This is a genomic window from Gordonia sputi NBRC 100414 (genome assembly GCF_000248055.1).
Taxonomy (GTDB): Bacteria; Actinomycetota; Actinomycetes; order Mycobacteriales; family Mycobacteriaceae; genus Gordonia; species Gordonia sputi.
The window spans coordinates 1-23,357 of the sequence record NZ_BAFC01000123.1 but is presented as its reverse complement, the minus strand read 5'-3'; the positions used below and the strand labels follow the sequence as shown (position 1 = coordinate 23,357).

General features: G+C 65.3%; 25 protein-coding genes. 9 read left to right on the top strand and 16 right to left on the bottom strand.

What is annotated here, in order from left to right; genetic code table 11:
* The first annotated feature begins 15 nt into the window (after window positions 1-15).
* From GOSPT_RS20330 to GOSPT_RS20320, 3 genes are all read left to right on the top strand, one after another.
* Complete coding sequence (locus GOSPT_RS20330) at window positions 16-1,221, top strand: lipase family protein (protein WP_005208525.1); 1,206 nt, start codon at window positions 16-18, stop codon at window positions 1,219-1,221.
* Window positions 1,222-1,282: 61 nt separating this feature from the next.
* The gene (locus tag GOSPT_RS20325; protein WP_039856849.1) at window positions 1,283-2,062 is read left to right on the top strand and encodes a hypothetical protein; all 780 of its coding nucleotides are present in this window, start codon (window positions 1,283-1,285) and stop codon (window positions 2,060-2,062) included.
* A 13-nt stretch (window positions 2,063-2,075) separates the two neighbouring features.
* Window positions 2,076-2,945, top strand: coding sequence for a 1,4-dihydroxy-2-naphthoate polyprenyltransferase (locus tag GOSPT_RS20320; RefSeq protein WP_005208521.1), 870 nt, complete (start codon window positions 2,076-2,078; stop codon window positions 2,943-2,945).
* 107 nt (window positions 2,946-3,052) lie between these two features.
* Here the strand turns inward: GOSPT_RS20320 and GOSPT_RS20315 are convergent, their stop codons facing one another.
* The 7 genes from GOSPT_RS20315 to GOSPT_RS20285 all read right to left on the bottom strand — a co-directional run bounded on the left by GOSPT_RS20315 (window position 3,053) and on the right by GOSPT_RS20285 (window position 9,287).
* Window positions 3,053-4,000: a type IV toxin-antitoxin system AbiEi family antitoxin domain-containing protein gene (locus GOSPT_RS20315; RefSeq protein WP_051994099.1), complete on the bottom strand. Its 948-nt coding sequence runs from the start codon at window positions 3,998-4,000 to the stop codon at window positions 3,053-3,055.
* Between the two features lie 172 nt (window positions 4,001-4,172).
* Window positions 4,173-5,096: a Clp protease N-terminal domain-containing protein gene (locus tag GOSPT_RS20310; RefSeq protein WP_005208516.1), complete on the bottom strand. Its 924-nt coding sequence runs from the start codon at window positions 5,094-5,096 to the stop codon at window positions 4,173-4,175.
* Between the two features lie 22 nt (window positions 5,097-5,118).
* A complete protein-coding gene (locus GOSPT_RS20305; RefSeq protein WP_005208515.1) occupies window positions 5,119-5,349 on the bottom strand; it encodes a hypothetical protein in 231 nt (76 codons plus the stop codon).
* A 60-nt stretch (window positions 5,350-5,409) separates the two neighbouring features.
* The gene (locus tag GOSPT_RS20300; protein ID WP_039856847.1) at window positions 5,410-7,923 is read right to left on the bottom strand and encodes an ABC transporter permease; all 2,514 of its coding nucleotides are present in this window, start codon (window positions 7,921-7,923) and stop codon (window positions 5,410-5,412) included.
* Window positions 7,924-7,931: 8 nt separating this feature from the next.
* Window positions 7,932-8,627 (bottom strand): ABC transporter ATP-binding protein, encoded by a 696-nt coding sequence (locus GOSPT_RS20295; protein WP_245548753.1) that lies wholly within the window; start codon window positions 8,625-8,627, stop codon window positions 7,932-7,934.
* A 34-nt stretch (window positions 8,628-8,661) separates the two neighbouring features.
* Window positions 8,662-9,036, bottom strand: a complete 375-nt coding sequence (locus tag GOSPT_RS20290) for a holo-ACP synthase (RefSeq protein WP_005208510.1) — start codon at window positions 9,034-9,036, stop codon at window positions 8,662-8,664.
* Window positions 9,033-9,287, bottom strand: coding sequence for an acyl carrier protein (locus GOSPT_RS20285; protein ID WP_005208507.1), 255 nt, complete (start codon window positions 9,285-9,287; stop codon window positions 9,033-9,035). Before GOSPT_RS20285 ends, GOSPT_RS20290 begins: the two co-directional genes overlap by 4 nt.
* Before the next feature lie 193 nt (window positions 9,288-9,480).
* On the opposite strand from GOSPT_RS20285, the gene GOSPT_RS20280 reads away from it, so the two are divergent.
* From GOSPT_RS20280 to GOSPT_RS20270, 3 genes are read left to right on the top strand one after another with little or no spacing between them, the layout of a single operon-like run.
* The gene (locus GOSPT_RS20280) at window positions 9,481-10,632 is read left to right on the top strand and encodes an acyl-CoA dehydrogenase family protein (RefSeq protein WP_005208504.1); all 1,152 of its coding nucleotides are present in this window, start codon (window positions 9,481-9,483) and stop codon (window positions 10,630-10,632) included.
* A gap of 5 nt (window positions 10,633-10,637) precedes the next feature.
* Window positions 10,638-11,582, top strand: a complete 945-nt coding sequence (locus GOSPT_RS20275; RefSeq protein ID WP_005208503.1) for an amino acid--[acyl-carrier-protein] ligase — start codon at window positions 10,638-10,640, stop codon at window positions 11,580-11,582.
* Between the two features lie 3 nt (window positions 11,583-11,585).
* A complete protein-coding gene (locus GOSPT_RS20270; RefSeq protein WP_005208501.1) occupies window positions 11,586-13,370 on the top strand; it encodes an alpha/beta hydrolase in 1,785 nt (594 codons plus the stop codon).
* Here GOSPT_RS20270 and cds1 read toward each other — a convergent pair.
* Together cds1 and GOSPT_RS20260 are read right to left on the bottom strand one after the other, a co-directional pair.
* Entirely contained in the window at window positions 13,343-14,494 is a 1,152-nt protein-coding gene (gene cds1, locus GOSPT_RS20265; RefSeq protein ID WP_005208499.1) for an L-cysteine desulfhydrase Cds1, read from the bottom strand. The genes GOSPT_RS20270 and cds1 overlap by 28 nt on opposite strands.
* Window positions 14,495-14,507: 13 nt before the next feature.
* Window positions 14,508-14,900 carry a DUF4229 domain-containing protein gene (locus GOSPT_RS20260; RefSeq protein WP_005208498.1) on the bottom strand — a complete coding sequence of 131 codons (393 nt, stop codon included), beginning with the start codon at window positions 14,898-14,900 and terminating at the stop codon, window positions 14,508-14,510.
* A gap of 165 nt (window positions 14,901-15,065) precedes the next feature.
* On the opposite strand from GOSPT_RS20260, the gene GOSPT_RS20255 reads away from it, so the two are divergent.
* The 3 genes from GOSPT_RS20255 (at window position 15,066) to GOSPT_RS20245 (ending at window position 16,169) form a co-directional block, all read left to right on the top strand.
* Window positions 15,066-15,287, top strand: a complete 222-nt coding sequence (locus GOSPT_RS20255) for a BldC family transcriptional regulator (RefSeq protein WP_005208496.1) — start codon at window positions 15,066-15,068, stop codon at window positions 15,285-15,287.
* A gap of 70 nt (window positions 15,288-15,357) precedes the next feature.
* Complete coding sequence (locus GOSPT_RS20250) at window positions 15,358-15,561, top strand: hypothetical protein (RefSeq protein ID WP_005208494.1); 204 nt, start codon at window positions 15,358-15,360, stop codon at window positions 15,559-15,561.
* Between the two features lie 140 nt (window positions 15,562-15,701).
* The gene (locus GOSPT_RS20245; protein ID WP_005208493.1) at window positions 15,702-16,169 is read left to right on the top strand and encodes a helix-turn-helix domain-containing protein; all 468 of its coding nucleotides are present in this window, start codon (window positions 15,702-15,704) and stop codon (window positions 16,167-16,169) included.
* A 39-nt stretch (window positions 16,170-16,208) separates the two neighbouring features.
* Here GOSPT_RS20245 and ccsB read toward each other — a convergent pair whose 3' ends face one another.
* From ccsB to GOSPT_RS20210, 7 genes are all read right to left on the bottom strand, one after another.
* Window positions 16,209-17,216: a c-type cytochrome biogenesis protein CcsB gene (ccsB, locus tag GOSPT_RS20240; RefSeq protein WP_005208486.1), complete on the bottom strand. Its 1,008-nt coding sequence runs from the start codon at window positions 17,214-17,216 to the stop codon at window positions 16,209-16,211.
* A gap of 87 nt (window positions 17,217-17,303) precedes the next feature.
* Window positions 17,304-18,965 carry a cytochrome c biogenesis protein ResB gene (resB, locus tag GOSPT_RS20235; protein WP_005208485.1) on the bottom strand — a complete coding sequence of 554 codons (1,662 nt, stop codon included), beginning with the start codon at window positions 18,963-18,965 and terminating at the stop codon, window positions 17,304-17,306.
* 12 nt (window positions 18,966-18,977) lie between these two features.
* Window positions 18,978-19,757, bottom strand: a complete 780-nt coding sequence (locus GOSPT_RS20230) for a cytochrome c biogenesis CcdA family protein (protein WP_039856840.1) — start codon at window positions 19,755-19,757, stop codon at window positions 18,978-18,980.
* A 5-nt stretch (window positions 19,758-19,762) separates the two neighbouring features.
* Complete coding sequence (locus GOSPT_RS20225; RefSeq protein WP_005208481.1) at window positions 19,763-20,368, bottom strand: TlpA disulfide reductase family protein; 606 nt, start codon at window positions 20,366-20,368, stop codon at window positions 19,763-19,765.
* A 14-nt stretch (window positions 20,369-20,382) separates the two neighbouring features.
* On the bottom strand, window positions 20,383-21,009 hold the full coding sequence (locus GOSPT_RS20220) for a histidine phosphatase family protein (protein WP_005208480.1): 627 nt from the start codon (window positions 21,007-21,009) through the stop codon (window positions 20,383-20,385).
* Complete coding sequence (gene hemL, locus GOSPT_RS20215) at window positions 21,009-22,343, bottom strand: glutamate-1-semialdehyde 2,1-aminomutase (protein WP_005208478.1); 1,335 nt, start codon at window positions 22,341-22,343, stop codon at window positions 21,009-21,011. Before hemL ends, GOSPT_RS20220 begins: the two co-directional genes overlap by 1 nt.
* 245 nt (window positions 22,344-22,588) lie before the next feature.
* On the bottom strand, window positions 22,589-23,357 hold a 769-nt coding region (locus GOSPT_RS20210), incomplete at its 5' end, for an endonuclease domain-containing protein (RefSeq protein WP_005208475.1).

Genomic DNA, 23,357 nt, shown 5'->3' with positions numbered 1-23,357 from the left:
CGCTAGATTCTCCGTGTGAGAAAAGCGTTGGTCGTCGCGTACGCGTGCGTGGTCACGCTGTGCGTGGCTACGGCCTGCGGAAACGACGCATCGCCCGCGCCAGTGACGAAGACCACACAGGCACGCGGTGATGTGCTCGCGACGTCGCCCGGCCTCGACTCGTGGACGGCGGTGCTGCCGCCGCACACCCGTGTCACCCGACTGAACTACACCTCGACCTCGGGAGTCGACAACTCGCAGACCGCTGTCACCGGAGCGGTGTTCGTCCCGGGTGGCTCGTGGCCCGCGGGCGGGTGGCCGCTGATCGCTTTCGCGCATGGCACGACGGGGCTCGCGCGCGACTGCGGGCCGTCGGATCACCCGGACATGTTCGGCGAGGTATCACTGATCGGCTCGTTCATCCGCGCCGGATACGCCGTGGTGACCACCGATTACCAGGGGCTGAGCACACGCGTCGACGCCCCGGCGCACCCCTACCTCGAGCCGCGCACCGCCGCGTACAACGTCATCGACAGTGTGCACGCTGCACGTTCGGTCGAGCCGACGATCGGCGCGAAGTGGGTCGTCGTCGGCCCGTCACAGGGAGGCGCAGCGGCGTGGGCAACAGCCGAGCAGTACGGCGAATACGAGCACTCAGAGTACGAAAACTCAACGCAGACAGGAGAGCTCGTAGGAGCTGTCGCAATGTCGCCGGTTCTGGACATGACCGGTTACGCCGACGCCGCAGCCCACGGCACACTCAATACAGCCCAGCGTTTCCTCTATCCGCTGATCGTCGTCGGGGCGTCGCGGACGGACTCACGCATCGATCCCGGTACCTATCTGCCAGGACTCTCGACCAACGACGTCGACTCCAGGTTGTCTTGCGCCACCGGTCGCAGCGCCCTGGCCGCGCAGTCACACAGCCCCGACCCTCAGGCGTTGGGCTCGACGGCCACACAGGACTCGTCGGACGCTACTGAGCAGCTTCGAAACACCCTGCAGCGCTTCGCGTTACCGTCCGCGAGAACGGACGTGCCCATTCTCGCGATCTACGGAAGCGCCGACGAGATCAATCCTGTGCAGGTGACCGAAGCCGCAGTTACGCGCGCCTGCAGCGTCGGAGATAGGGTCGAGCGCGATCGGCGCGAGGGACTCGGACACTCCTTCGATCCGGGCCCCATCCTCGGCGAGTGGATCGGGGCGCGAATGCGCGGTTTGCACGTCCGGAGCGACTGTTGACCGAGGTGCCGCTATTGTGACCCTTCGGGGCGTGGGTAAAGAAGATGGAGTGGTAAACCGCATGGGAAGTCTGCTGAAGCGAATCTGGGCTTCCGCACCGATCTGGGCCTGGGTGGTCATGATCGTCTGCGTTGTCGTGCTGGTCGTCGGACTGGTGGTATCGGGGAACCGCACAAGCGGCGTCAGTTCAACCGCGTCGAGCGGTACGCCGTCGAACGCTGCGCCATCGAGTGCCGCACCGACTGCGACCCCGGCCACAGTCGCGTTCATGGACAGCGCCAAGGCCGCGCCAAAGACGCCCAAAACCATTGTGCTGCTGGGCGATGCCACGGGTGCCGATCAGCAGGGCTGGGCGCCGACGCTGGGCTCGGCGATCAGCAAGGCGCTCGACCGTCCGGTCGCCACCAAGTACTGGAACACCTCCACCGAGGTGTACGGACCTATGACGGGACTCGGCGAGGGCGCCAACGGTCCGATCGGATACTGGAACGGAAGCACCGCGGGCAAGGGCCCCTCGTATGCGCAGCAGAACCTCGCCAAGCTGATCCGCCCTGAGGTCACACCCGATCTCATCCTGCTCAACTACACGGCCACTCCCGATCAGAGCACACCGCTCGCGGCACAGGTCCAGCCGCTGATCGACCAACTCACCAAGAAGTATCCGAATGCCAAGATCGCCGTGATCAAGCAGAGCGTCGACGGCGCATCGTCGGATCCGAGCGCCGGATACGCCGCCGCCATGGACGCCGAGGGCATCCAGGTGATCGACGTCCACGGCGCCTTCCCCTCTGCCGATGCGACGAAGGCCGTACTCACCGCGTTCGGACTGTCGAGCCAGTAGCTAGGGTTCTAGGGTGGCAACCCCAAAGCAGTGGATCGCCGGGGCGCGACCCCGCACACTCCCCAACGCGATCGCACCCGTCGTCGCCGGTGTCGGCGCAGGCCTTCACATCGGCGGCGTGAACTGGTGGAAGGCGGCGCTGGCCGCGGTCGTCGCGATTGCCTTCATCATCGGCGTGAACTTCTCCAACGACTACTCCGACGGCATCCGCGGCACCGACGATGAGCGCGTCGGCCCGATGCGGCTCGTCGGCTCGGGAGCCGCATCACCGGAGTCGGTCAAGCGCGCGGCATTCCTCTGCTTCGGGATCGGGGCGGTGTGCGGTCTGGTGCTCGCCGCGACGACGGCCTGGTGGCTCGTGATCATCGGAGCGATCTGCATCGCGGGTGCGTGGTTCTACACCGGAGGGTCGAAGCCATACGGCTACATCGGACTCGGCGAGGTCGCGGTCTTCGTCTTCTTCGGCCTCGTCGCGGTGCTGGGCACCGAATACGTCACCGTCGGGACCGTCGACTGGGTAGGACTGGCGTGCGCGGTCGGAGTCGGCTCGCTCTCGACGGCGGTGCTCGTGGTCAACAACTTGCGCGACATCCCCACCGACCGCGAGTCCGGCAAGAACACCCTGGCCGTGCGCATGGGCGACGCGGCAACCCGACGCTTCTACGGAGTGCTGCTGCTGATTCCGCTCGTGATGAGCGTGGTGCTCGTGGCAGCCACCCCGTGGGCACTGCTCGGGCTGCTCGCCGCTCCCCTCCTGTGGAAGGCTTACCAGGCGGTCCGCGCGGGAGCTGTCGGCCCGGGGCTCATTCCCTCGCTCGGCGCCACCGGCATGGCCATGCTCGCGTGGGCCGTGCTCACGGCCGTCGGGTTGGCGGTCGGGTAGCGGGCGGGCGGGTCAGCTAACGGCCCGGGCCCGACCGGGGCGCAGAAAACTACAGCCCGCGGACGGCGCGCATGTACCGGTACAGGCGAGGCACCCCAGAGTGGTAACTATCTGCGCGAGCTGATCTGTTCGAAGAACTCATCGGACGTGAGGATCGTTGTCGAGCGCCGTCGGGGATTGAGGTGCACCCCGTTGTGGACGGCGCCCATGATCGTCGCCTCGACGTGGGGCCACCGGTCGATGACATCGTCGTAGGTGAACGGCATATACACGTAGTTGCCCGCGGCCTGCACCTGGTTTCGACGACGGTCCTCTTGGAAGTTCTCCTTCTCGGAGTGGAACGCATAACCGTCGACCTCGACGACGAGCCTGTCGCCAATCAGCATGTCGACATGCCCGACGCCCGGAATGTGCGCCTGCGTCGTGAGGCGTACACCCTTGCGGCGGATACGAACCCGCGTGATCGACTCGATGCCCGACGCGGCCTTGGGGTCGCACTCGTCGAGCAGTCGTCTCACCGACTTCGGCGCACCGTCGAACGCCGAGTGGATCTGCTCGACGGTGGGCACGACGAGGTCGGACTCCTCATCACCCTCGTCGCCGCCGGGTTTGCGTGCGAGTTCGCCTGCGTCGTAACGGTATCGGCGGTGCAGCATCGAGTCGGTGACGACGATCGTCTGCTCGCCGGTGAGGCATCGCAGGGCGTGGCGCAGGGCGGTCACCGGATCGTCGACGGCGGCGTCGACCCTGGTGTGTCCGCCGTACTGGCGGCAGAATCGTCGAGGATGTCGACGATGCGCCGAGGCGGTCCCTCGTACGTGTAATGCCTTGACGCGCGGCGGAATCCAGAACCCGTGCAGCTTGAGCGCCGCCACGCACGTGAGGCAGCCGCCCGCGCGGACTGCCTCGACGACCAGCGGGTCTGCACCATCGGCGGCCATCCAGCCGTGGCGTACTCGCTGTAGTTGGCCCTCCTCGACGGCGCGTCGAACATCTCTCGGCGACATTCCGTCACGGAGCAGCGATGCCACCGGATGCACACCGAAGTCGTCCATGGCAACACAGTGTGCACCCGATTCGGGCACGCGCGGAAAATCTCTCCACAGGGTCGCGGGCTGCGCAGAAACCTACGAGTCAGGGGTGGTCCACCTGTACCGGTACAGGCGAACCACCCCTGAGGTGTAACTTTCTGCGCTCGCTGCGGCCCGAGAGATCAGACCTGCGAGATCAGACCTCCGCGTCGACCTCCGGCAGGCTCGCCAGCACGGCGGCCTTGAGATCCTCTGCGCTCGTGGCAGATTCGACGACGGCGCGCGACGCCGGGTCGTTGCACTTTAGGATGCCCAGGAGTAGATACTCGGCGCGGAGCTGGTCGTTGCGCTCACGCGCGATCTCGACCGCGGCCCGGAAGGCGTCGCGCGTCTCCGCCGCGAAGCGTGGCCGGCCACCGCGACCGCGGGGGCCGCGCCGTCCGCGACCGGGCTCCCAGGGGCCCCGACCGTCGGGCTCGCCGTCGAACTGCCCGGGACCGAACTCGGCACCGAACGAACCCTCGGGCCCGAAGGGGCCACCGCCAAACGGACCACCCGGGAACGGACCACCAGGGAAGCCCCCGGGCCCTCCGCGACGCGGATCAAAGCCCTCGCGCGGGTCGAAGCCAGGGCCGAAGCCCCGACCGCGGCCCCTGCCGTGACCGTGACCGTGACCGTGTCCACGGCCTCGACCACGGGGACCCCCGCCTCGAGGACCGCAATCGCGACCACGCGGACCGCGGCCACGCTCGGGGCGTTCGGCCCAGCCTTCGGAGAGGTCGTCGCCGAAGCGATCACGCACGGCGGCGCGCACCTTGTCGAGGTCGATACCGATGCTCTTGAGAGCCTCGCGATCCTCCTCGTAGCGGTCGGCCGCGCTCTGCTCGGCGGCCTTCTCCTCGTCGGCGTCGTTCTCTTCGTGGTATGCCCGCACGACGTCACGCGCCGCGTCGAGCTTCAGACCCTGCTCACCGAGCAGCCCGAACAACGGCGAACGCGCGTTGCACAGCATGCCAAGGATGAGGTGGTCGTTGCCGAGCTGGTGATGTCCCAGGTCGGCGGCTTCTTGCGTGGCAAATGCCAGCATCATCTTGTCGTCTCGACTGAATCGACCAAACATGATGGTTCTCCTTTCGGCCCTCTCAGGCCTCACGTTGTGAATGCTTCTGGTGCACGGCCTGGCGGCTGATCTGCAGAATCTCTGCAATCGCCTGCCAGCTCCAGCCCTTGGATCGAGCGTTCGCAACCTGTACTTCCTCGAGCCGGTCAGCCAGGGTCCGCAATGCGCGGACAGCGGCGAGGCCGATGGCCGGGTCGTCGCTCGCGGCGGCTCCGGCCAGATCTTGCTCTGGCGTCGTTGGTTCGTCGTGCATGATGTCAGGTTATGTTGACACCACGCGGATGTCAACAAATATTGACAACCAAATCCGACGCTACTCCTCGGCGATCGCCTCGGTGATGTTCATCCGGGCGGCGCGGGCCGCTGGAACAAACGCCCCCACCAGGCACAACACAATCGACACGGCGACAAACAGCAGCGTCGACGGTCGCGGTGAGAACGCAATCTCCAGCGACGTCGTCGCTGACAGGATCTTGTCGGCCAAGAAGTGCAGGCCCGTACCCATCACGAGTCCGGTGACCGTGCCGACCACCGCTATCGCGCCGGCCTCGGCAACCACCATGCGGGAGATGAATCGACGCGACGCTCCCATCGCACGCAGCACACCGAGTTCACGACGACGTTCGAGCACCGACAGCAACAGCGTGTTGAGCAGCGCGATCGCCGCGGCCACCGACACGATCCACTGGATCGCGACCGTGAAGGCACCCGCCTGCTGTGCCTGCTCCTGGGTGGCTGCCAACGCCTGTGCGCCCGTATAGACGTACGCAGTTCCTGACCGCGGCAAGGGATGTACGTCGACGATGTGCTGCAACTGCTTCTGCACGGCAGCGCGGTCGGCACTCGGCTCGACGTCGATCTGTAGATATGTGTCGCCGGTTCGATTGAACCACTGCGCGAGAAGCGAATTCGACATTGCGGCGGCACCGGAATCGATGGAGACATAGTCGACGATGTCGCGGACGACGAGGGCGTGATATCCGGTCGGCGTCGCCAAGCGCAGCGTCGAACCGATGTCGGCGTCGAGAGACCGGGCGAGCACGCTCGACAAGATGATGCCCCGACCGTCGAGCACATCGGAAAGCGCCTGCGGCGTCGTCTTTTTCGTGAACGGTGCCGTCGATCCCGGTTCAAGTCCCTGGACGAGGATCCTGGCTTCGCCGACGTTGACGTTCGCCCACTGCGCCCCGACCACCCGCGAGACTCCCGGTACCGCCCGTACCTCGTCGGCAATAGCACCGGGTAACGCTGCGCCCGAGGGGATTTCGTCACGCGTCGTCGAGGAGATGTAGAAGTCGGGGTCACCGAGCCCGTCGAGCGAATGCGAAATTGACGCAACGAGATTGTCGAGCGCACCCGACGTGCCCATTCCCACTGCGATCGCGACCGCAACGGTCATCAGCGTCGCCCAGGCTCGTCGCGGCGCACGTTCGGTGTTGACCGCGGCAACTTGCCCCGGACCGCCGAATCGTCGGGCGACCGACACGACGAACCGCACAAGCGGGCGGGTAAGTGCGAAGCAGATAAGCAGCGCGCCAACGGCATACACCGCACCGGCGACAATGGCGGGGCGGCCCGGAACGTCGACGGCGATGAACCACGACCCGACGAGCAGAGCCACACCGGCAACCGCTGCCAGCACAGTCAGCGGTCCGCGCTGTGGTCCGGTGTCGGCGACCTGACCAGACACCATCGCCTCGACCGGCGACACCGCGAACACCGATCGCGCAGCAAGAGAGGTCGCGGCAACACACGCCAGCACACACGCGGCGACCGCGACGACCGGCGCATAGGACGGCAGGTGATAGTCGACGACGATCGAGACCGAATCGCGCTTGGTCGTCGGCACACGCGAGATGGCCCACCGACCGGCGAGAATCCCGATCGGTACACCGATCAGGCCTCCGACAAACCCGAAGACCGCCGACTCGGTGAGTAGGTCAGAGACCAGGTGAGATCGCTTGGCGCCCAGCGCGCGGACCATCGCCAACGACGCCCTGCGCGACGCCACAGCCATATTCATCGTGTTGAACACGAGGAACGCCGCGATCACCAGGGAGATCAGAGACACGAGCAGCGTCGAATCACGGGTCACCGACCCCGCGACCTCAGCCTGCTTCGCACGGAACCCCGGATCCACCACCACCGCACGCCCATCGACAACGCGACGCACCTCGTCGCCGAGCGCGCCGACGTCGACGCCCGGCGCTGCGACGACGAGAATCGACGACACCTTGCCGCTCAGCCCGGTGAGCCGCTGGGCCAGGCCGAGATAGGCGAACATGCAGTCGCCGTTGTTGAGTCCCGCAGCGTCGACGACCCGCACCACCCGAACGTCGACTCCGTTGACCGAAAGTCGTTGACCCAGAGACAAACCCGTACCCGAACCGACGATGACGCCATCGTCGAGGTCGCCAGGAATCAGCCCGGTGGCAGCGGCCTCCTGAACACCGCCGGCAAGAGCGCGCGCCCGAAAGTCCGATCCCACCAGAGCAATTCGTCTGTCACCGACCACCGCGGTACCACGGATGACAGGAACCACCGACTTGGCGTCGGGGACCTGCGCACGGATGTCACCCGCGACCGACTCGTCGATTCCCGAGTCCGCGATCGACGCGACCTCGAGCTGGGCCGTGCCGTTGATCGCGGCGTCGAAGTCGCGAATCGATTCGCTCAGCGACCCGTACGTGCCCAACACCGCTATCAGCAGCGCCGACGAGACTGCGACCACGATGAGTGAGGTGACCACGCGCAGTCGGTGATCGCGCAGCTCGCGCAGGTTCAACACCCGCACCCGGGTGAGCGCGGCGAACAGCTTTGTCACCATCGGAGTCGTCACCCTCGCGCGTCCGCGGCGGCGACCCTGCCGTCCCGCACGACGATCGTGCGGTCGGCGACGTCGGCAGCGTGCGGATCGTGAGTCACCATGATCACCAGGCGATTCGGCGCATCGTGTGCAACCTCCGACAGCAGCTCGAGGACAGCGTCCCCGGTGTGCGAGTCGAGGTTGCCGGTCGGCTCGTCGGCGAGAAGGATCGACGGCTCCATTATCAGCGAGCGCGCGATCGCGACCCGCTGCATCTGTCCGCCTGACAACTCCGACGGTCGGTGATCGATACGGTTGCCGAGTCCGACGCGGTCGAGGAGTTCGACAGCACGTGGCTTGGCGCGTCGCAGCGACTTACTGTCGAGAAGCCTTGGTAGCGCAACGTTTTCCCACGCCGACATCGTCGGAACGAGGTTGAAGAACTGGAACACGAACCCGACGCGATGCCGACGGAAAGCCGACGCCGCGTTGTCGTCGAGCGTCGCGAGATCGACGCCGTCGACCTCGATCGATCCCGACGTCGGGGTGTCGAGGGCTCCGATGATGTGCAGCAGTGTGCTCTTGCCCGCCCCTGACGGCCCGACGATGGACACGAACTGCCCACCGTCGAGCGTGAGGTTCACCCCGTCGAGCGCGCGAACCCGCTCGTCGCCGAGGCGATATTCCCTGACCAGGTCATCGGCTTGCACCACGCATTGCGCCACACGAACGATGGTAGGCGACGCAACGTGCGGTGCGTCACACCCCGATGTGAGCGATCACCGTCGCCATGGCATGCGTCGACGTGTGCGACAGCGACAGTGACGGCTCGCGCCAGTTCTTACGCTCGGCGAGAGCTGCCATGCTGCCCGATAGCCGGATGCCGGGTACTGGACCGTTCATGACGACCTCGATCTCGCGCAGTGGCGTCGCGGCGTCGGAGTCGATCAGTGTCTTGATGACCGACTCCTTCGCCGCGAAGCGCGCCGCGAGACGCTGTGCGCGCGTTGGCCCTTCGCAGCGAACGAGTTCGGCGTCGGTGAAGACGCGGCGGAGGTAGCGATCACCGAAAGTGTCGATCGATGCGACGATCTCGGCCACGTCGACCAGGTCGCAGCCGACGACGAAGCTCATACCCCGGCGGCGACGAGAGTGCTAAGTGCCGAGGCGAGGCTGTTGACGCTGGAGAAGGTCGACTTCTTGAGAATCTCCTCGGGGAACTCGACGTCGTACAGATCTTCGAGGCCCAACATGACGTTGACTGTCGCGTGTGACGTCAAACCAACCGTAAACAGATCGGTATCGTCTGACACCTCTCCTGCTGCTACTGTCAGCTTCCCGTACTTGTCCAGTACGCCTCGAATGTCGCTTTTGTCGATGTTCATGGTTCCCTCCCTGGTCGTACATGATTCCCCGCCGATGATTAGTCTGCAAAACCCCACGTTGCAGATGTCACATCGTACTCGTATACTACAGGCGCATTGGAAAATGGACCACAGGGGGAAAGACGGTCCATACATTTGGGGGATTTATCAGTCCGTGAATCCCGCTCTGTTTTCCGCATTTTGGGGGAGGAATGTGTTGACCACAGGAGAATTGGGTTCTGCGTTGGACGCTTCGGCAGTCGTTGAGGTTGCCGCCGCTGCTGCCGACGACGTCGATCGCAAAGGACGCTTTCCGCACGAGGCCGTCGACGCGTTGCGTCAGAGCAGACTCTTGTCGGCTTCCCTACCCGCCGAGTTCGGCGGACGTGGAAGCTCGATCAGCGAACTTGCAAGAGTCACAAGGGAACTCGGGGCTGCGTGCAGCTCCGCGGCGATGATCTTTGCCATGCACCATTCTCAGGCACTGACACTTCGCTTTCATGCCGCAACGCCGGCGGCGGCCGACCTGGCCCGCGAAGTGGCGCGCGCCGAGGCGCTTCTCGCCTCTGCGACCACCGAGATCACCACGGGTGGTGACGTGCGGTCGTCGACCTGCGCGGTGCAGACAGATGGCGATCGCGTCCATCTCGAAAAGAAAGCACCAGTCATTTCCTACGGCGAGTATGCCGACTACATCTGCACCACGGCGCGAAGAAATAGCGACAGTCCGCCCGGAGACCAGGTCCTTGTCGTGTGTCCGCGGGCCGAGACGGAGCTCACCAAGACGTCGGAGTGGGACACTCTCGGCTTCCGGGGCACCTGCAGCCCAGGGTTCATGCTCGTGGCCGACACCAGCGTCGATCACGTGATTCCCGTCGACTACTCGATCATCTCCGCGCACACCATGCAGCCCTCGTCGCACACGTTGTGGGCGTCAGCGTGGCTCGGCATTGCCGACGCCGCAGTTGCCAAGGCACGTACCGAAGTTCGTGCCGCCGCGCGCAAGACGCCAGGCTCGACGCCGCCGCAGGCAGCTCGGTTCGCCGACCTACTTGAACTGCACCAGCGATTCGAGAGCTCGGTTTCCCACGGCATCTCACACTATGAAGAATTTCTCGCGGCGGGACATCTCGAGCCGACCATCGGATTCTCTGTCGCAATGAACAATCTCAAACTGACCGCGTCAACGGCCGTTGTCGAAATCGTCGCGGCCGCGCTGACGATCTGCGGCATCAACGGTTACCGCGAGAATCACCGCGCCTCGATGGGGCGTTTGCTTCGAGACTCATACGGACCAGCACTCATGGTTTCCAACGATCGGATCCGGGCGAACAATTCGCAGCTGGTCCTTGCGCTACGGGGGTAATTCACATGACTGACCAACTCGTCGTCGACCTCCCGGTCGCGCATCGGCAATTTCGTGATCAACTCATCGCTGCGGGACATCTCATCCCATCCGGACTCGATGGACTGTACGGCCGTGGTGCCGAGTACGAGGCTGCCTTCGACGGTGTCGACCGCCTCATGTGGCAGGCAGGCGTCGACACCCACGGCGAAGAGAACATCACGCGCTTTCGGTTCCCGCCGATCTTTCCGCGCGAGGCATACGAGAAGACCGACTACATCGCGTCGTTCCCGCAGCTGACCGGAGCGATCTCCACGTTCACCGGCGGCTCGGCAGAACACCGTTCGCTGCTTCTCGACCGAGAGGCAGGACTGCCCTGGGACGGTCACCTCTCGTCCGCGGGCACCATGCTCGTCTCGGCCGCGTGCCACCCGCTGTACTCGACGCTGCCAAATACGTTGCCAGAAGGCGGATCTCGCTACAACGTGCACGGATACTGCTTCCGCCACGAGCCATCCGACGACCCGCTGCGCATGCAGGCCTTCCGTATGCAGGAGTTCGTGTACGTCGGCGATCCGGAGGGCGCGAAGGAACACCGCGCAACCTGGACGCGGGTGGCCCACGAGATCTTCGGTCGACTCGGCTTGCTCGCCGACGACGTGCCCGCCAACGACCCGTTCTTCGGGCGGACCGGCAAGTTCTTAGCTGCCAATCAACTCGAGGAAAACCTGAAGACCGAACTCGTCGTGCGTCTCTACGGCGATCTCGACGACGGCACAGCGCTGTTGTCGTGCAACAACCACCAGGACCATTTCGGTACCGGGTTCGGCATCTCCACCGCGGACGGTCAACCCGCCCACAGCGCATGCGTGGGGATCGGCATGGATCGAACCACTCTGGCACTGTTCGCGATTCACGGAATCGACAGTTCACAATGGCCTGACCACGTCCGCTCTGCGCTTGCGCTCTAGGTCATGAGGATCGTCAACAAGCCAACGTATCTTGCGATGGGCGGCGTCCCACTCTTCGGGGTGTACACGCATCCTGAAGACGGACTGGTTCGCGGTGCGGTACTGGTGTGCCCACCCCTCGGCAAAGAACTCAACCACACGTGGCGAGGATTCAAACGACTCGCTGAACTCCTGGCTGCGCAGCGTCTGCTCGTTCTACGCATCGATTACGCCGGGACGGGCGAATCCGCAGGGTCGCAGGCAGATCCGTCGGCGGTCGAGCGCTGGGATCGCAGCGTCACCGCGGCGTTCGATCACCTCGTCGATCTCGAAGTAGGTCCGATCGCCGTGATCGCCCATCGCAGCGGTGCGCTCGTTGCGGCATCGAATGAATCTGTGCGTGACAGCGCGGATTGCCTCGTGCTCTGGGACCCGATTCAGCGCGGACGTCACTTTGTTCGTACACAGCAGATGCTCTATGCGACACTCTCGGAGAGCGAGGATGCACCCGCCGCTGGTTCCGACGAACTCGTGCAGTTGGCCGGGCTCACGCTCCATCGGGAAGCGGCACGTGCCTTTTCGCGTAAGACACTGGATCCGGTCGCCGTCGTCGGGTCGCGCCGCGATCGCGTTCTCGCGCTGCTGTCAGGTGATGATCTTGAATCGTCGCTGGCGCAGAGCGTCTCTGCTGCGGGAGGTACCGTCTCGGCACTGACCGATCAAGCCCCCTTCATCCAGGCCACTGAAGCCCTTCTCATCGATTTCCCGCCTGAACTCGAGCGCATCGCGCAGTGGTTGTCACAGCAGATGCCCGCGGCGACAACGTTCGTCTCACCAATGCCGGTGAGTTCGGCCGTCGTAGCGTCGACACCCGACGGCCGCGCGATCGAGACCCGAGTAATGGTGACCGATGACGGAATCACCGTATGGGACACCGCGGTTGCCGGTACACATCGAATCGCCGATCGCTTACTCGTCACTCATCCGATAGGGCACGACATTCGCAGCGGCCCAGCAAGGTTGTATGTCGAACTTGCGAACGAGGTGGCGGCACGCGGTGGCAGAACCGTACGTTTCGACAGGCGCGGCGTCGGCGAGTCCGGCATGACGTCGACTGACGACACCTTCGTCAAGCTCTTCACGCGAACCTATGTCAACGACGGGAACCGCATCCTGGACGAACTCAACCTCTCACGCATCACCGTCGTCGCACACCTGGGCATCTGTGCAGGAAACTGGATGTCGGCGCACGCTGCGATCGAGACGGCACGTCGGCAGTCGGGGCGATCCCGGGTAGTCGCCATCGTCGCCAACGTCAATCGTTGGGATGTCTGGCCTGACTGGTCGTTACCCTTCATGCGCGGGGCCGATTCGGCCTCGGCGCGCCTCGAATTCCAGCGACACCGCGTACTTTACCGAGGAATACGGGACCTGACGGACTTCTCGGGCAAGGTCCGGTCCACACGGTTGCGTGCAGCACTGGCTCGTCTCCGCGTCTTCCAGATGCCTGAGACAATGCTGGCCCGGATACAGCGCGCCGGCGCAGAGGTTCGGCTTGTCCTCGCTCCCAATGACTATCGGCAATTCACCCGCCTGAGTGGTCATCGAGCGATGTCGCGCCTCGGGATCTCGATACCTGTCGTACATCTCACCGACGGAGATCACGCGGGTTATCACATGCCGACACGCGCGATGTTGAAGGATGAAGCGCTACGAGCCCTCGACCTCTACGACGTGACCACGACAGTTGTCGACCCCGCCGATCCTGCGGGCGAGGTTGATCAGCCGGTCCACACTGCGGTCCGGTAGAACTCGTCGAGGACTGCGGTCGGCGGTGCGAGGTCGAAGCCCTGCGCCGCGACCCAGTCGTCGTCGAAATAGGTTGTGGCGTAACGATCTCCGGAGTCGCACAGTAGCGAGACGACGCTGCCTGCCCGCCGCTGCGCGACCATCTCCGAGATGACCTGCGCGACACCCCACATGTTGGTTCCGGTCGATGCGCCAACACGACGCCCGAGGCGATCCGACAGGTGACGTGCAGCCGCGATCGACGCGGCATCGGGGACACCGATCATGCGGTCGATGACCTGCGACACGAACGACGGCTCGACGCGGGGCCGCCCGATCCCCTCGATCCGCGACCCGGTCTCCGAGCGCAGCGATCCGTCGCCGGTCTCATAGGCGGGTAGGAACACCGAGTTCTCCGGGTCGACGACCGCCAGCCACGTCGGATGTCTGCGGTAGCGCAGGTAGCGGCCGAGCGTCGCCGACGTTCCGCCCGTCCCCGCGCCCACCACGATCCACGTCGGCACCGGATGATCCTCGGTGGCCATCTGCGCGAAGATCGACTCCGCGATGTTGTTGTTCCCACGCCAGTCGGTTGCGCGTTCGGCCATCGTGAACTGGTCGATGAAATGTCCGCCGAGTTCGCTCTCGAGCCGCAGCGCCTCGTCGTACACATCCGACGCACGTTCGACGAAGTGGCAGCGACCACCCTCACGTTCGATCAGTGCGGTCTTGGCGGGCGATGTCCCCGACGTCATCACAGCGATGAACGGCACACCGATCAGATGCGCGAAGTACGCCTCGCTGACCGCCGTCGATCCCGACGACGCCTCGATCACCGTCGTGCCCTCGGTGATCCATCCGTTGCAGATCGCATAGAGGAACAGCGAGCGGGCCAGTCGATGCTTCAGCGAGCCCGTGGGATGGGTGCTCTCGTCCTTCAGATAGAGGTCGACGCCGACCTCGGTGCCCGGGGCACCGTTGCTTCCATCGTCGATCCAGCGCGACCATCCCGGAAGTTCGCAGCGCAGCAGATGTGTATCGGCGCTGCGCCGAGCGTCGGCCTCGATGAGTCGCACGGCGTTGTCGGCCCAGTGTCGATCGGTGCGGTGGTCGACGGTTCGTGCCGGGTCGAGGGTGTCGCTCATCGGTTGTCGGCGTTCATTCGCTGTCGGCGCTGGTGTTCGGGGTTCGTTTGCCATCTGCGCCACGCAAGCGCGTCTGGAGGTCGTCGTGTTTACGACGGCGCTCGGCGTCGACCGCCGCAATCTGGGTATTGACGCGCACGCGCAGCTTCTTGAACAACACCATTCCCAACGGAAGTGCGATGAGAACACCGAACACCGCAGCTACCAACAGCGGCACGGTGACGCCCGCGAGCGCACCGATTCCCACGATGATCGCGGCCACAACCACAACCAACAGCAGTCGCGCCACGGTGTAGAGGAGGATCGAGAAGAGCAGCGTTCCCATGCCCACATGGCTCTGACCTGCGATGTCTGTGTTGTCTGGTTTGTGCGTACCCGCTCGAGTGGGGTCCTGCTTGTCGGTCACATGTTCAGGATACTTGGGTGCATAATCGGTGTTTGCAGGTCACGGGCACCTTTTGACTCTCTTTACCTCGTAATGACGGTTCGAGTACCTGGGCGTTTTGCGTGTATTCATGTGTCAGCGCGCAATCACCGCGCGTCTCGGAAGAGAAACCCAAAGGGGAGAACAATGACCGCACTCAACCCTGGTATCGCCACCGTCATCACCCCCGGCCTCGCGAGCCAGCACACCCTGACCCCCGGCCAGGTTGCCGCGATGTTCAATGTGAACCCCAAGACCGTCGCGCGGTGGGCCAGCTCAGGCATCCTCGGATCGATCCGTACCCCGGGCGGCCATCGTCGTTTCCGCGAGGAGGACGTCGTGGCCCTCCTGAACCGTCGCGTCGGATAGTCGTACTCGCCGGTAAGGGCTCACCGGTCTTCCACATCGGGACGCGTACCCTGATAGATGGGAGGTTGCCATGACATTTCTATTGGCCATCGTCGGCTTGGCCGCGATCGGTTTTCTGTTGTGGCGTGCATTCGGGCCCGCACTGGCGGAACGCCATGACTCGACGGTGAGGCGGCCTGGGTCTCGCACCCACGGCCCGGTCGGTCCTGACGACGACGCGGATTTCCTTCGCGATCTCGATCGGCGCACACGGAAACCCAACGACGAACTGTGACGAATCGTGCATCGAGGATGCCCGACGTCGCTCCGCAGTGTGTGGGTACGATTACGATTCCGTAGCTGACACCGCGCCAGGGGGACACCGATATCGAGATCGCCGGCATCACAATCGACACGTCGAGCGAGTTCTGAAACATGACTACTCGCCCGGGCACGGTTCCCGACGGCGACGACAGTTTCGCCGCCAAACTGGCCGAACTCTTCGAGCATTCTCGCGATGAAGACGGCCGACGGTACACAGGCAAACGGATCGCTGAGAAGGCGAACCAGCACGGCCACTCGTTGAGCGACGCCTATATCTCGCAGTTGCGCACGGGCAAGGCGCGCACGCCGTCGTTCAAGACCGTCGAGGCGATCGCGAGTGCCTTCGAGGTCAGCGTCACGTATTTCCTCTCGAATCCCTCCGAAGACCTCGACCGCGTGCAACGGCAGCGCGACTACGTCGAGATGCTCGCAACCACGGAGACGCACCTGTCCGGGGTCGACTTGGGCAGCCTGTGTCCCGACACTATCGACGTGATGATCGATCTACTCAAGATGCTTCGCGCACAGGCGGCGTCGGAGCGCGGCGCACGAACTCCCCACGGTCACGGTCCCGCGTAGGCGGACTCCATTTCACGGTCCCGCGTAGGCGGGCTCGTGTCACAGCCCGGCGTAGGAGTGCAGGCCGGAGACCACCAGGTTGATGATGAATAGGTTGAACAGCAGCGCGACGAATCCGGCGACGTTGATCCATGCCGCGGTGCTGTTGCGCCAGCCGGCAGTCGCACGGGCGTGCAGGTATGCGGCGTAGATGATCCAGGCGATGAACGAGACGGTTTCCTTGGGGTCCCAGCCCCAGAAGCGGCCCCACGCCGACTCTGCCCAGATGGCGCCGAACACGATTCCGAGTCCGAAGAGCGGGAATCCGAACACCACACATTTGTAGGCGAGACGGTCGAGCGCCTCGGCGGTGGGGATGTGAGCGACAAGTCGACGCAGCGCGCCGACGACGCCGCCGCCGGTCTCGGAGACTGTCTCCGACGACGCTCCCCAACGCATCTTGACCAGGTACAGGATGCTGGCGACACCGGACACGAGGAGCACACCGGAACTGATCGAGATGATCGAGACGTGGATGGCCAACCAGTACGACTTGAGCGCCGGGACCACGGGCGCGGCCTGCGTGTAGAGCCAGCGACCGGCGATGAACATCAGCAGCGTGACCGGGAGCAGCACGAACGCGATCAGTGGGCGGTTGATCTGCTTACGCAGGATGACGAGCCCGGCGACCACGCAGGCGGCGCAGGTCAGCGAGATGAACTCGTACATGTTGCCCCAGGGGGCGCGGTCGGTGGCGATTCCGCGGGTGACGATCGACGCGATGTGTGCGATGAGTCCCACGAACACGACCGGATAGGCCATGTTGCCGATCTTCTCCGACAGCGTGCGCGGAGCCGGGCCCTCGATCTTGCCGGGGGCACGCTGCGTCGTCGAACCGCCGCCCGCTGTGACGAGTTCCTTTGATGCGGTGAGCTTTCGCGAGCGGGCTCCCGCAAGGGCGGCGAGGAACATGAGCATCGCCAGGACGTAGATGGTGATCGCGGTACCGAACAGAAGGTCGGAGTAGCGCGCCATCGTCTCGTCGATCTGGTCTGTTCCGTTACCCATCGCTGGCCCTATCTCTACTGCTGCGGTCTGCTAGAAGCTGCTGCGGTCTGCTAGAAGCTGCTGCGGTCTGCTCCGAAGCGTCCGCGACTACAGACGTCGTGCTCGCCTGTTGTCGTCGGTGAGCAGGCCGCGTGCCTGCTCGTCGAAGCCCTCGCCCCAGCCGGCCTGGTCGGTGCGGGCCAGCCCGGCAATCTCTACTACCGTACGTCGTCGGTCGCCGTTGTCCGAGTCGGGCACCAAACGCGCCCAGATCCTGCGGCGTTTGACGATCAGCGACACCACCAGTCCGACCAGCATCACGATCGCCGACACCAACACCCAGACCTGCGCCGGATCGTGCGAGACCTGCACGGAGATCCAACGCTTGTAGCCGTCGAAGCTCACCTTGGTGCCGTCGGGAAGGCTCGCACTCTCGCCGATCTTCAGGTTCGCCTGCGCCTCACGGTTGAGCCTGCCCTGATGGATCATGTCGGTGTCCAGCGAGTAGGCGTTCTGCGCTCGGCCGGTGTCGAGACCGGTGTCGCCACGGTAGATCCGGGTCGCGACCTGGGGGTCGTTGGGCTCGGGCGACGAGGAGCTGAGCAGCGTGCCGTCGTAGCTCGCCGTCGGCGCGAAGAGTCCTTCGAGGGCGATCTGATTCTTGCGGCGGGTGTCCTCGTCGGGGTACAGGCCCGCCGGGGTGTCGAAGCGGGCAGCGCCCGACGACAGCATGGTCTGCATGACCTCGGGGATGAACAGCGCGGTCTGCGTGCGCTTCTCCCCGTTCGGGAAGGTCACGGTGAAGGTCGGCGCGAAGCCGTTGCCCAGCACGTAGACGCGGTCGCCCGCGACGCGCAGCGGATCGTTGACACGCACCGACCGCTCCTGCCATTGCGACGACGGTGTGCGCGGGTCGGTGGTGTAGCGGATCTTCGCGTCGTACATCGACGGCTGACCGTCGGGGAGGAAGGTCGCGGAGAAGTCGTCGACGCGGATACAGAACGGTGAGAGGTTGGTGCCGTCCACCAGCGCGCCCGCACGGAATGAGTCGTAGACCGCCGTCGACGTGTTGCACAGTCCCTGCTCGCCGTCGGCGACGAGACTGCGCGTGCCCTCGTAGCCGTACACCTTGCCCACCGCGATCGACACGAGCAGCGCCAGCAGTGCGAAATGGAAGACCAGGTTGCCGAATTCGCGCAGGTAGCCCTTTTCGGCCGATACCTCGACGCAGCCGTCCGGGTATGCCTTCGACGGTTCGCGCACGGTGATCTCACGTCGCCAGCCACGCAGGTTGCCCGAGATGCGTTCGGCGAGTTCGGCGGGCTCACCGTCGACCGTCTCGGTGATGTGTCGCGGCATGCGCGACAGATTGCGCGGTGCGGCAACGGGTTTGGCGCGCAGACTCTTGGCGTGCTCGATGATGCGCGGGGTGAGGCAGCCGACCAGCGAGATGAACAGCAGGACGTAGATGGCGGTGAACCACGCGCTCTTGAAGACGTCGAAGAGCTGGATCTTGTCCATCCACTCGCCGAGCCAGCCGTGGTCGGAGATGTACTGAAGTGTCTTCTGTTCGTTGAGTTCTCGCTGCGGCAGCAGCGCACCGGGGATCGCAGCCAGTGCGAGCAGGAACAGCAACACCAATGCGGTGCGCATCGACGTGAGGCTGCGCCAGAGGTTGCGCAGCGGCCACAGCACCCGACGCTTGACCCAGTGTGGACGCTGCGGGGTCTGCGGCGCGGGGGTGGACGGTCGGTCGATGGTCTGTGTCATGTTCGCCCGCTTCTATACCGGAAGCTCGGTGTCGGAGATGAAAGCGTCGCGGACCCACACGATGAACTGATCCCACCAGCCGGTGACGAGAGCCACTCCGACCGCGATCAGCATGATGCCGCCGAAGATCTGGATGAGTCGTGCGTGCGTGCGCAGCCAGCCGAGGCTGCGCAGCGCCCACGCGGACGAGAATGCGAGGATGACGAACGGAATGCCGAGGCCCGCGCAGTACGCGATGATCAGCGCGACGCCCTTGACCGCGGTCGCGCCCTGCGTCCCGCTCGCGGTGGCGATGACCGCGGCGAGCGTCGGACCGAGGCACGGGGTCCAGCCGAGCGCGAAGACCGCGCCGAGCAGCGGCGCTCCGACGATGTTCGAGACGTTGCGCGGCGCAAAACGGAACTCGCGCTGCATCATCGGGACGAGCCCGATGAAGACGAGACCCATCACGATCGTCACCACTCCGCCAATGCGTTGCAACACATCGTGATTGACGATCACGGTGCTCGTGATGCCGAGGACCGTTGCCGTCGCGGCAACAAAGACGACGGTGAAGCCGAGGACGAAGAGGGCTGCGGCGATCGCCACCCGTGAGCGTCCGCGTTTGGGGGACTCGCCGACCGTCACCGCGGGCGCCTCCGCCCCGACGAGGCCTGCCAGGTACGAGAGGTAGCCGGGGACGAGTGGCACGACGCACGGGGATGCGAACGACACGAGTCCGGCGATCACGCACGCGGCCAGAGCGAGCAGCAGCGGACCGCTGGTGACCGTGTCGGCGAAGGTCTGTCCCATACCGCTCACGGCTGCTTTCCGGAGTCTTCGGCGGCGACCTTCTTGACCATCGCGCCGAGTTCCTCCGCGCTGACGGTGCGCAGGTAGACCGCGGCCGGACGGTGCTGCCGGTCGAGGACGACGGTCGTCGGGACGACCGAGGTGGGGGTTGTCATCGAGGCGAGCGTCGCGCCGTCGAAGTCGTAGATCGACGGGTACCCGACCTTGCGGTCGGCGACGAAGTCCTTGGCCGACTGTCGGTCGTCGCGCAGGTTGATGCCGACAAAGGCGACGCCATTGTCCTTGTTCTGCTTATACACGGTCTCGAGGTCGTCGGCCTCCGCGCGACACGGTCCGCACCACGAACCCCACACGTTGATCACCGTGACCTTGCCTGCGAAGTCCTTGTCGACGTCGATCTGCTTGTCGGTCACGAGGTCGGGGCCGATGAGGTCTGCGATCGGCTTGCGCTCGGACTCGGGGTAGGTGATCGACGTCTTTCCACCCGGCGACACGAATTGGAAGGTGTCGCCCTGTGCGACGGCGTCGTTGCCTCCGCTGCAGCCGCTGAGCAGCACGCCGAGCGTCATCAGCACGGCGAACAGGACTGCGGTGAAGGTCTTACTGCGCATGTGTCAGATCCGGCTCATGCCCCGGTCGCGAGCGGGTCGGAGTGCCCGGCGGGTTCGGAGTAGATGATGTCGACGAGGGCGTCGTCGTCGTAGATGAGGCTGGTCAGCGAGGCCAGTGAGCATTGCCGACGACGGGGGTCGTGCCAGAGACGCTGACCTTCGAGGAAGCGTCGGAGGGTATAGACGGGAAGTTGGTGGCTGACGCAGACCGCCTCGTGGCCGCGGGCGGCGTCGCGCGCCTTGTTGGCGGCGGCGAGCATGCGATGCGCGAGCTGGATGTAGGGCTCTCCCCACGACGGGGTGAATGGGTCGCGCAGCTTGACCCAGTGTCGGGGCTTGCTCAGCGCGCCGTCGCCGACGGAGACCTTGAGGCCTTCGAAGACGTTGTCGGCCTCGATGAGTTGATCGTTGGTGAAGATCGGCAGTCCGTGCGCTGCGGCGATCGGGGTGGCGGTCTCCTGGGCCCGCTGCAGCGGGGAAGCGAAGACCGCGGTGATGTCGTGGTCGGCGAGCGTGCCCGCGACCTTCTCCGCCTGAGCGCGGCCGGTCGGCGAGAGGCGGAATCCGGGCAGGCGGCCGTAGAGGATGCCGTCCGGGTTGTGCACCTCTCCGTGGCGCATCATGTGGACGATCGTGTGCATCAGTCGGACTCCCCCGATTGCGTGGCGTGCGCTGCAGCGCGGGCTGCGGCCGGCAGCGCGTCAGCGATTCGACCAAAAGCATCCTCGTCCAGCGCCGCAGAGACAAACCAGGCTTCGAATGCGCTCGGCGGTGCGTACACGCCCGCGTCGAGCAGCGCGTGGAAGAAGGGTGCGAAACGCCAGGTCTCGGTGTTTTTGACGGCGGCGTAGTCGGTGATCGGCGTCGCGGGGTCGGAGGTGAAGAACACACTGAGCAGGTTGCCCGCCAGCTGCACCCGGTGACCGACGCCCGCGTCGGTGAGCGCCTCGGCGAACAGGGAGGCCAGGCGGTTGGCGTTGGCGTCGAGCGCGGTGTAGACGTCGGCGTCGGCGTTGCGGAGAGTCGCGAGTCCGGCGGCGACGGCGACCGGGTTACCGCTGAGCGTGCCCGCTTGGTAGACGGGCCCGGTGGGTGCGAGGTTCTCCATGATGTCGGTGCGACCGCCGAACGCCGCGGCGGGCAGTCCCCCGCTCATCACCTTGCCGAAGGTGTAGAGGTCGGCGGCAACACCCTCGAGGCCGTACCACCCGGCGGGGCTGACGCGGAAACCCGTCATGACCTCGTCGATGATGAAGAGCGCACCGTGGCGTCGGGTGAGATCGCGCAGGCCGGCGTTGAAGCCGTCGACAGGGGCGACAGCACCCATGTTGCCTGCCGCAGCTTCGGTGATCACGGCCGCGATCTCGTCGCCGTAGGTGGCGAACGCTTCGGCCACGGCGTCGAGATTGTTGTAGGGCAGGACGATGGTGTCGTGTGCCGACGCCCCGGTGACACCGGGCGTCGTGGGGAGGCCGAGCGTCGCGATTCCGGAGCCAGCGTCGGCGAGCAGCGCGTCGACGTGACCGTGGTAGCAGCCGGAGAACTTGATGATCTTCGAGCGTCCGGTGGCGCCGCGCGCGAGGCGGATCGCCGACATCGTCGCCTCGGTACCCGAATTGACCAGGCGAACACGCTCGACCGGGTCGACGCGGTCGATGATCTCTTCGGCGAGTTCGATTTCGCCCTCGGTCGGCGCACCGAAGGAAAGACCATGCGCTGCCGTCTTCTGCACTGCCTCCACAACTGCGGGATGCGCGTGCCCGAGGATCATCGGACCCCAGGACGAAACGAGATCGACGTAGTCGTTGCCATCGACGTCCGTCAGATGACAGCCCTTCGCCGAGGCGATGAAACGCGGAGTGCCGCCGACCGCCGAGAACGCGCGCACGGGCGAATTGACCCCACCGGGCGTCGCATCCTGGGCCCGACGGAACAATTCAGCGGAACGGGCTGCGACCTCAGCGGAACTCCTCACGGCCTACAGTGTTCCAAACCGCAACGATCGGCGACAATTCGCCCTGCTCAGGCCGCTTACGCACTCGGATCGCGGCGCGGATCGGGCGCGCGCGGCGCCCGAATCCGCTGCGGCTGCGGGCGCCGCGGCGCGGGTACTGCGTACACAATCCGGTCGCCAGCGCGAGGCCACGACAATAATTGTCGCGGCGTCCCGCTGACGTCACAGTTGTGTACGTACCCCTCCGCTGCGGACTGCGCGCATGTTCAGCATCCCGCGAAGTCGGGGTCGTCCCAGTAGCCGAGGGCGTGGTCGGTGCCGGAATCGGCCGCCTGGCGCGTCAGCTCGGGCGGCTCGGCCAGCGATTTGAGGTGATCGCGCCTGCGGATCATCGCGAGAAGCGTGTCGACCACTTCGTCCCACGTGAACATGAGCCGCTTGTACGAGATCCGCCACGGGATGTAGCCCAGGCGGTGAGCGGTCTCGTCTCTGACCCGGTCCTTCTCGCGTTGCCCCGGCGATTTGTCGTGATAGGCGACGCTGTCGACTTCCACGATCAGCCGCTTACCGATCAAGAAGTCGACCCGACCGATCCCTGGGATCTCCACCTGGCTCTCGAACGCAATCCCCAGCGTGGTCAGGCGGAATCCGAAGATGGACTCGGCCCCGGAGTCGAGACAGTCAGCGCACCTGTCGAGGAGTCGCCTGATCCGGACGGGCATCGACGAGAACAACGCCTGCAGGTCGGTGAACTCGAGAAGCCCCTGGTGCAGCACGGAATCGCATGCGGCGACAATTCCCTCTTCGTTGAGGCAGCGGACCGCGTACTGCAGAGCCGTGGCCACGTCGTCGAGCGGGTAGACCTCCCGTGGCGCCCGTCCGTAGCGAGTGCACGCGTGGTGTGTGCTGGCAGATCCGCGCGCGGCGACGTTGCGACCGCGGACGTGCACCAGGTCGCCGAACGGGGCAACCCACACGCCGTGGAGGTCGAGCGCGCTGACACAGGTGCAGACTCCGCCCGCGCTCACCGCGGAG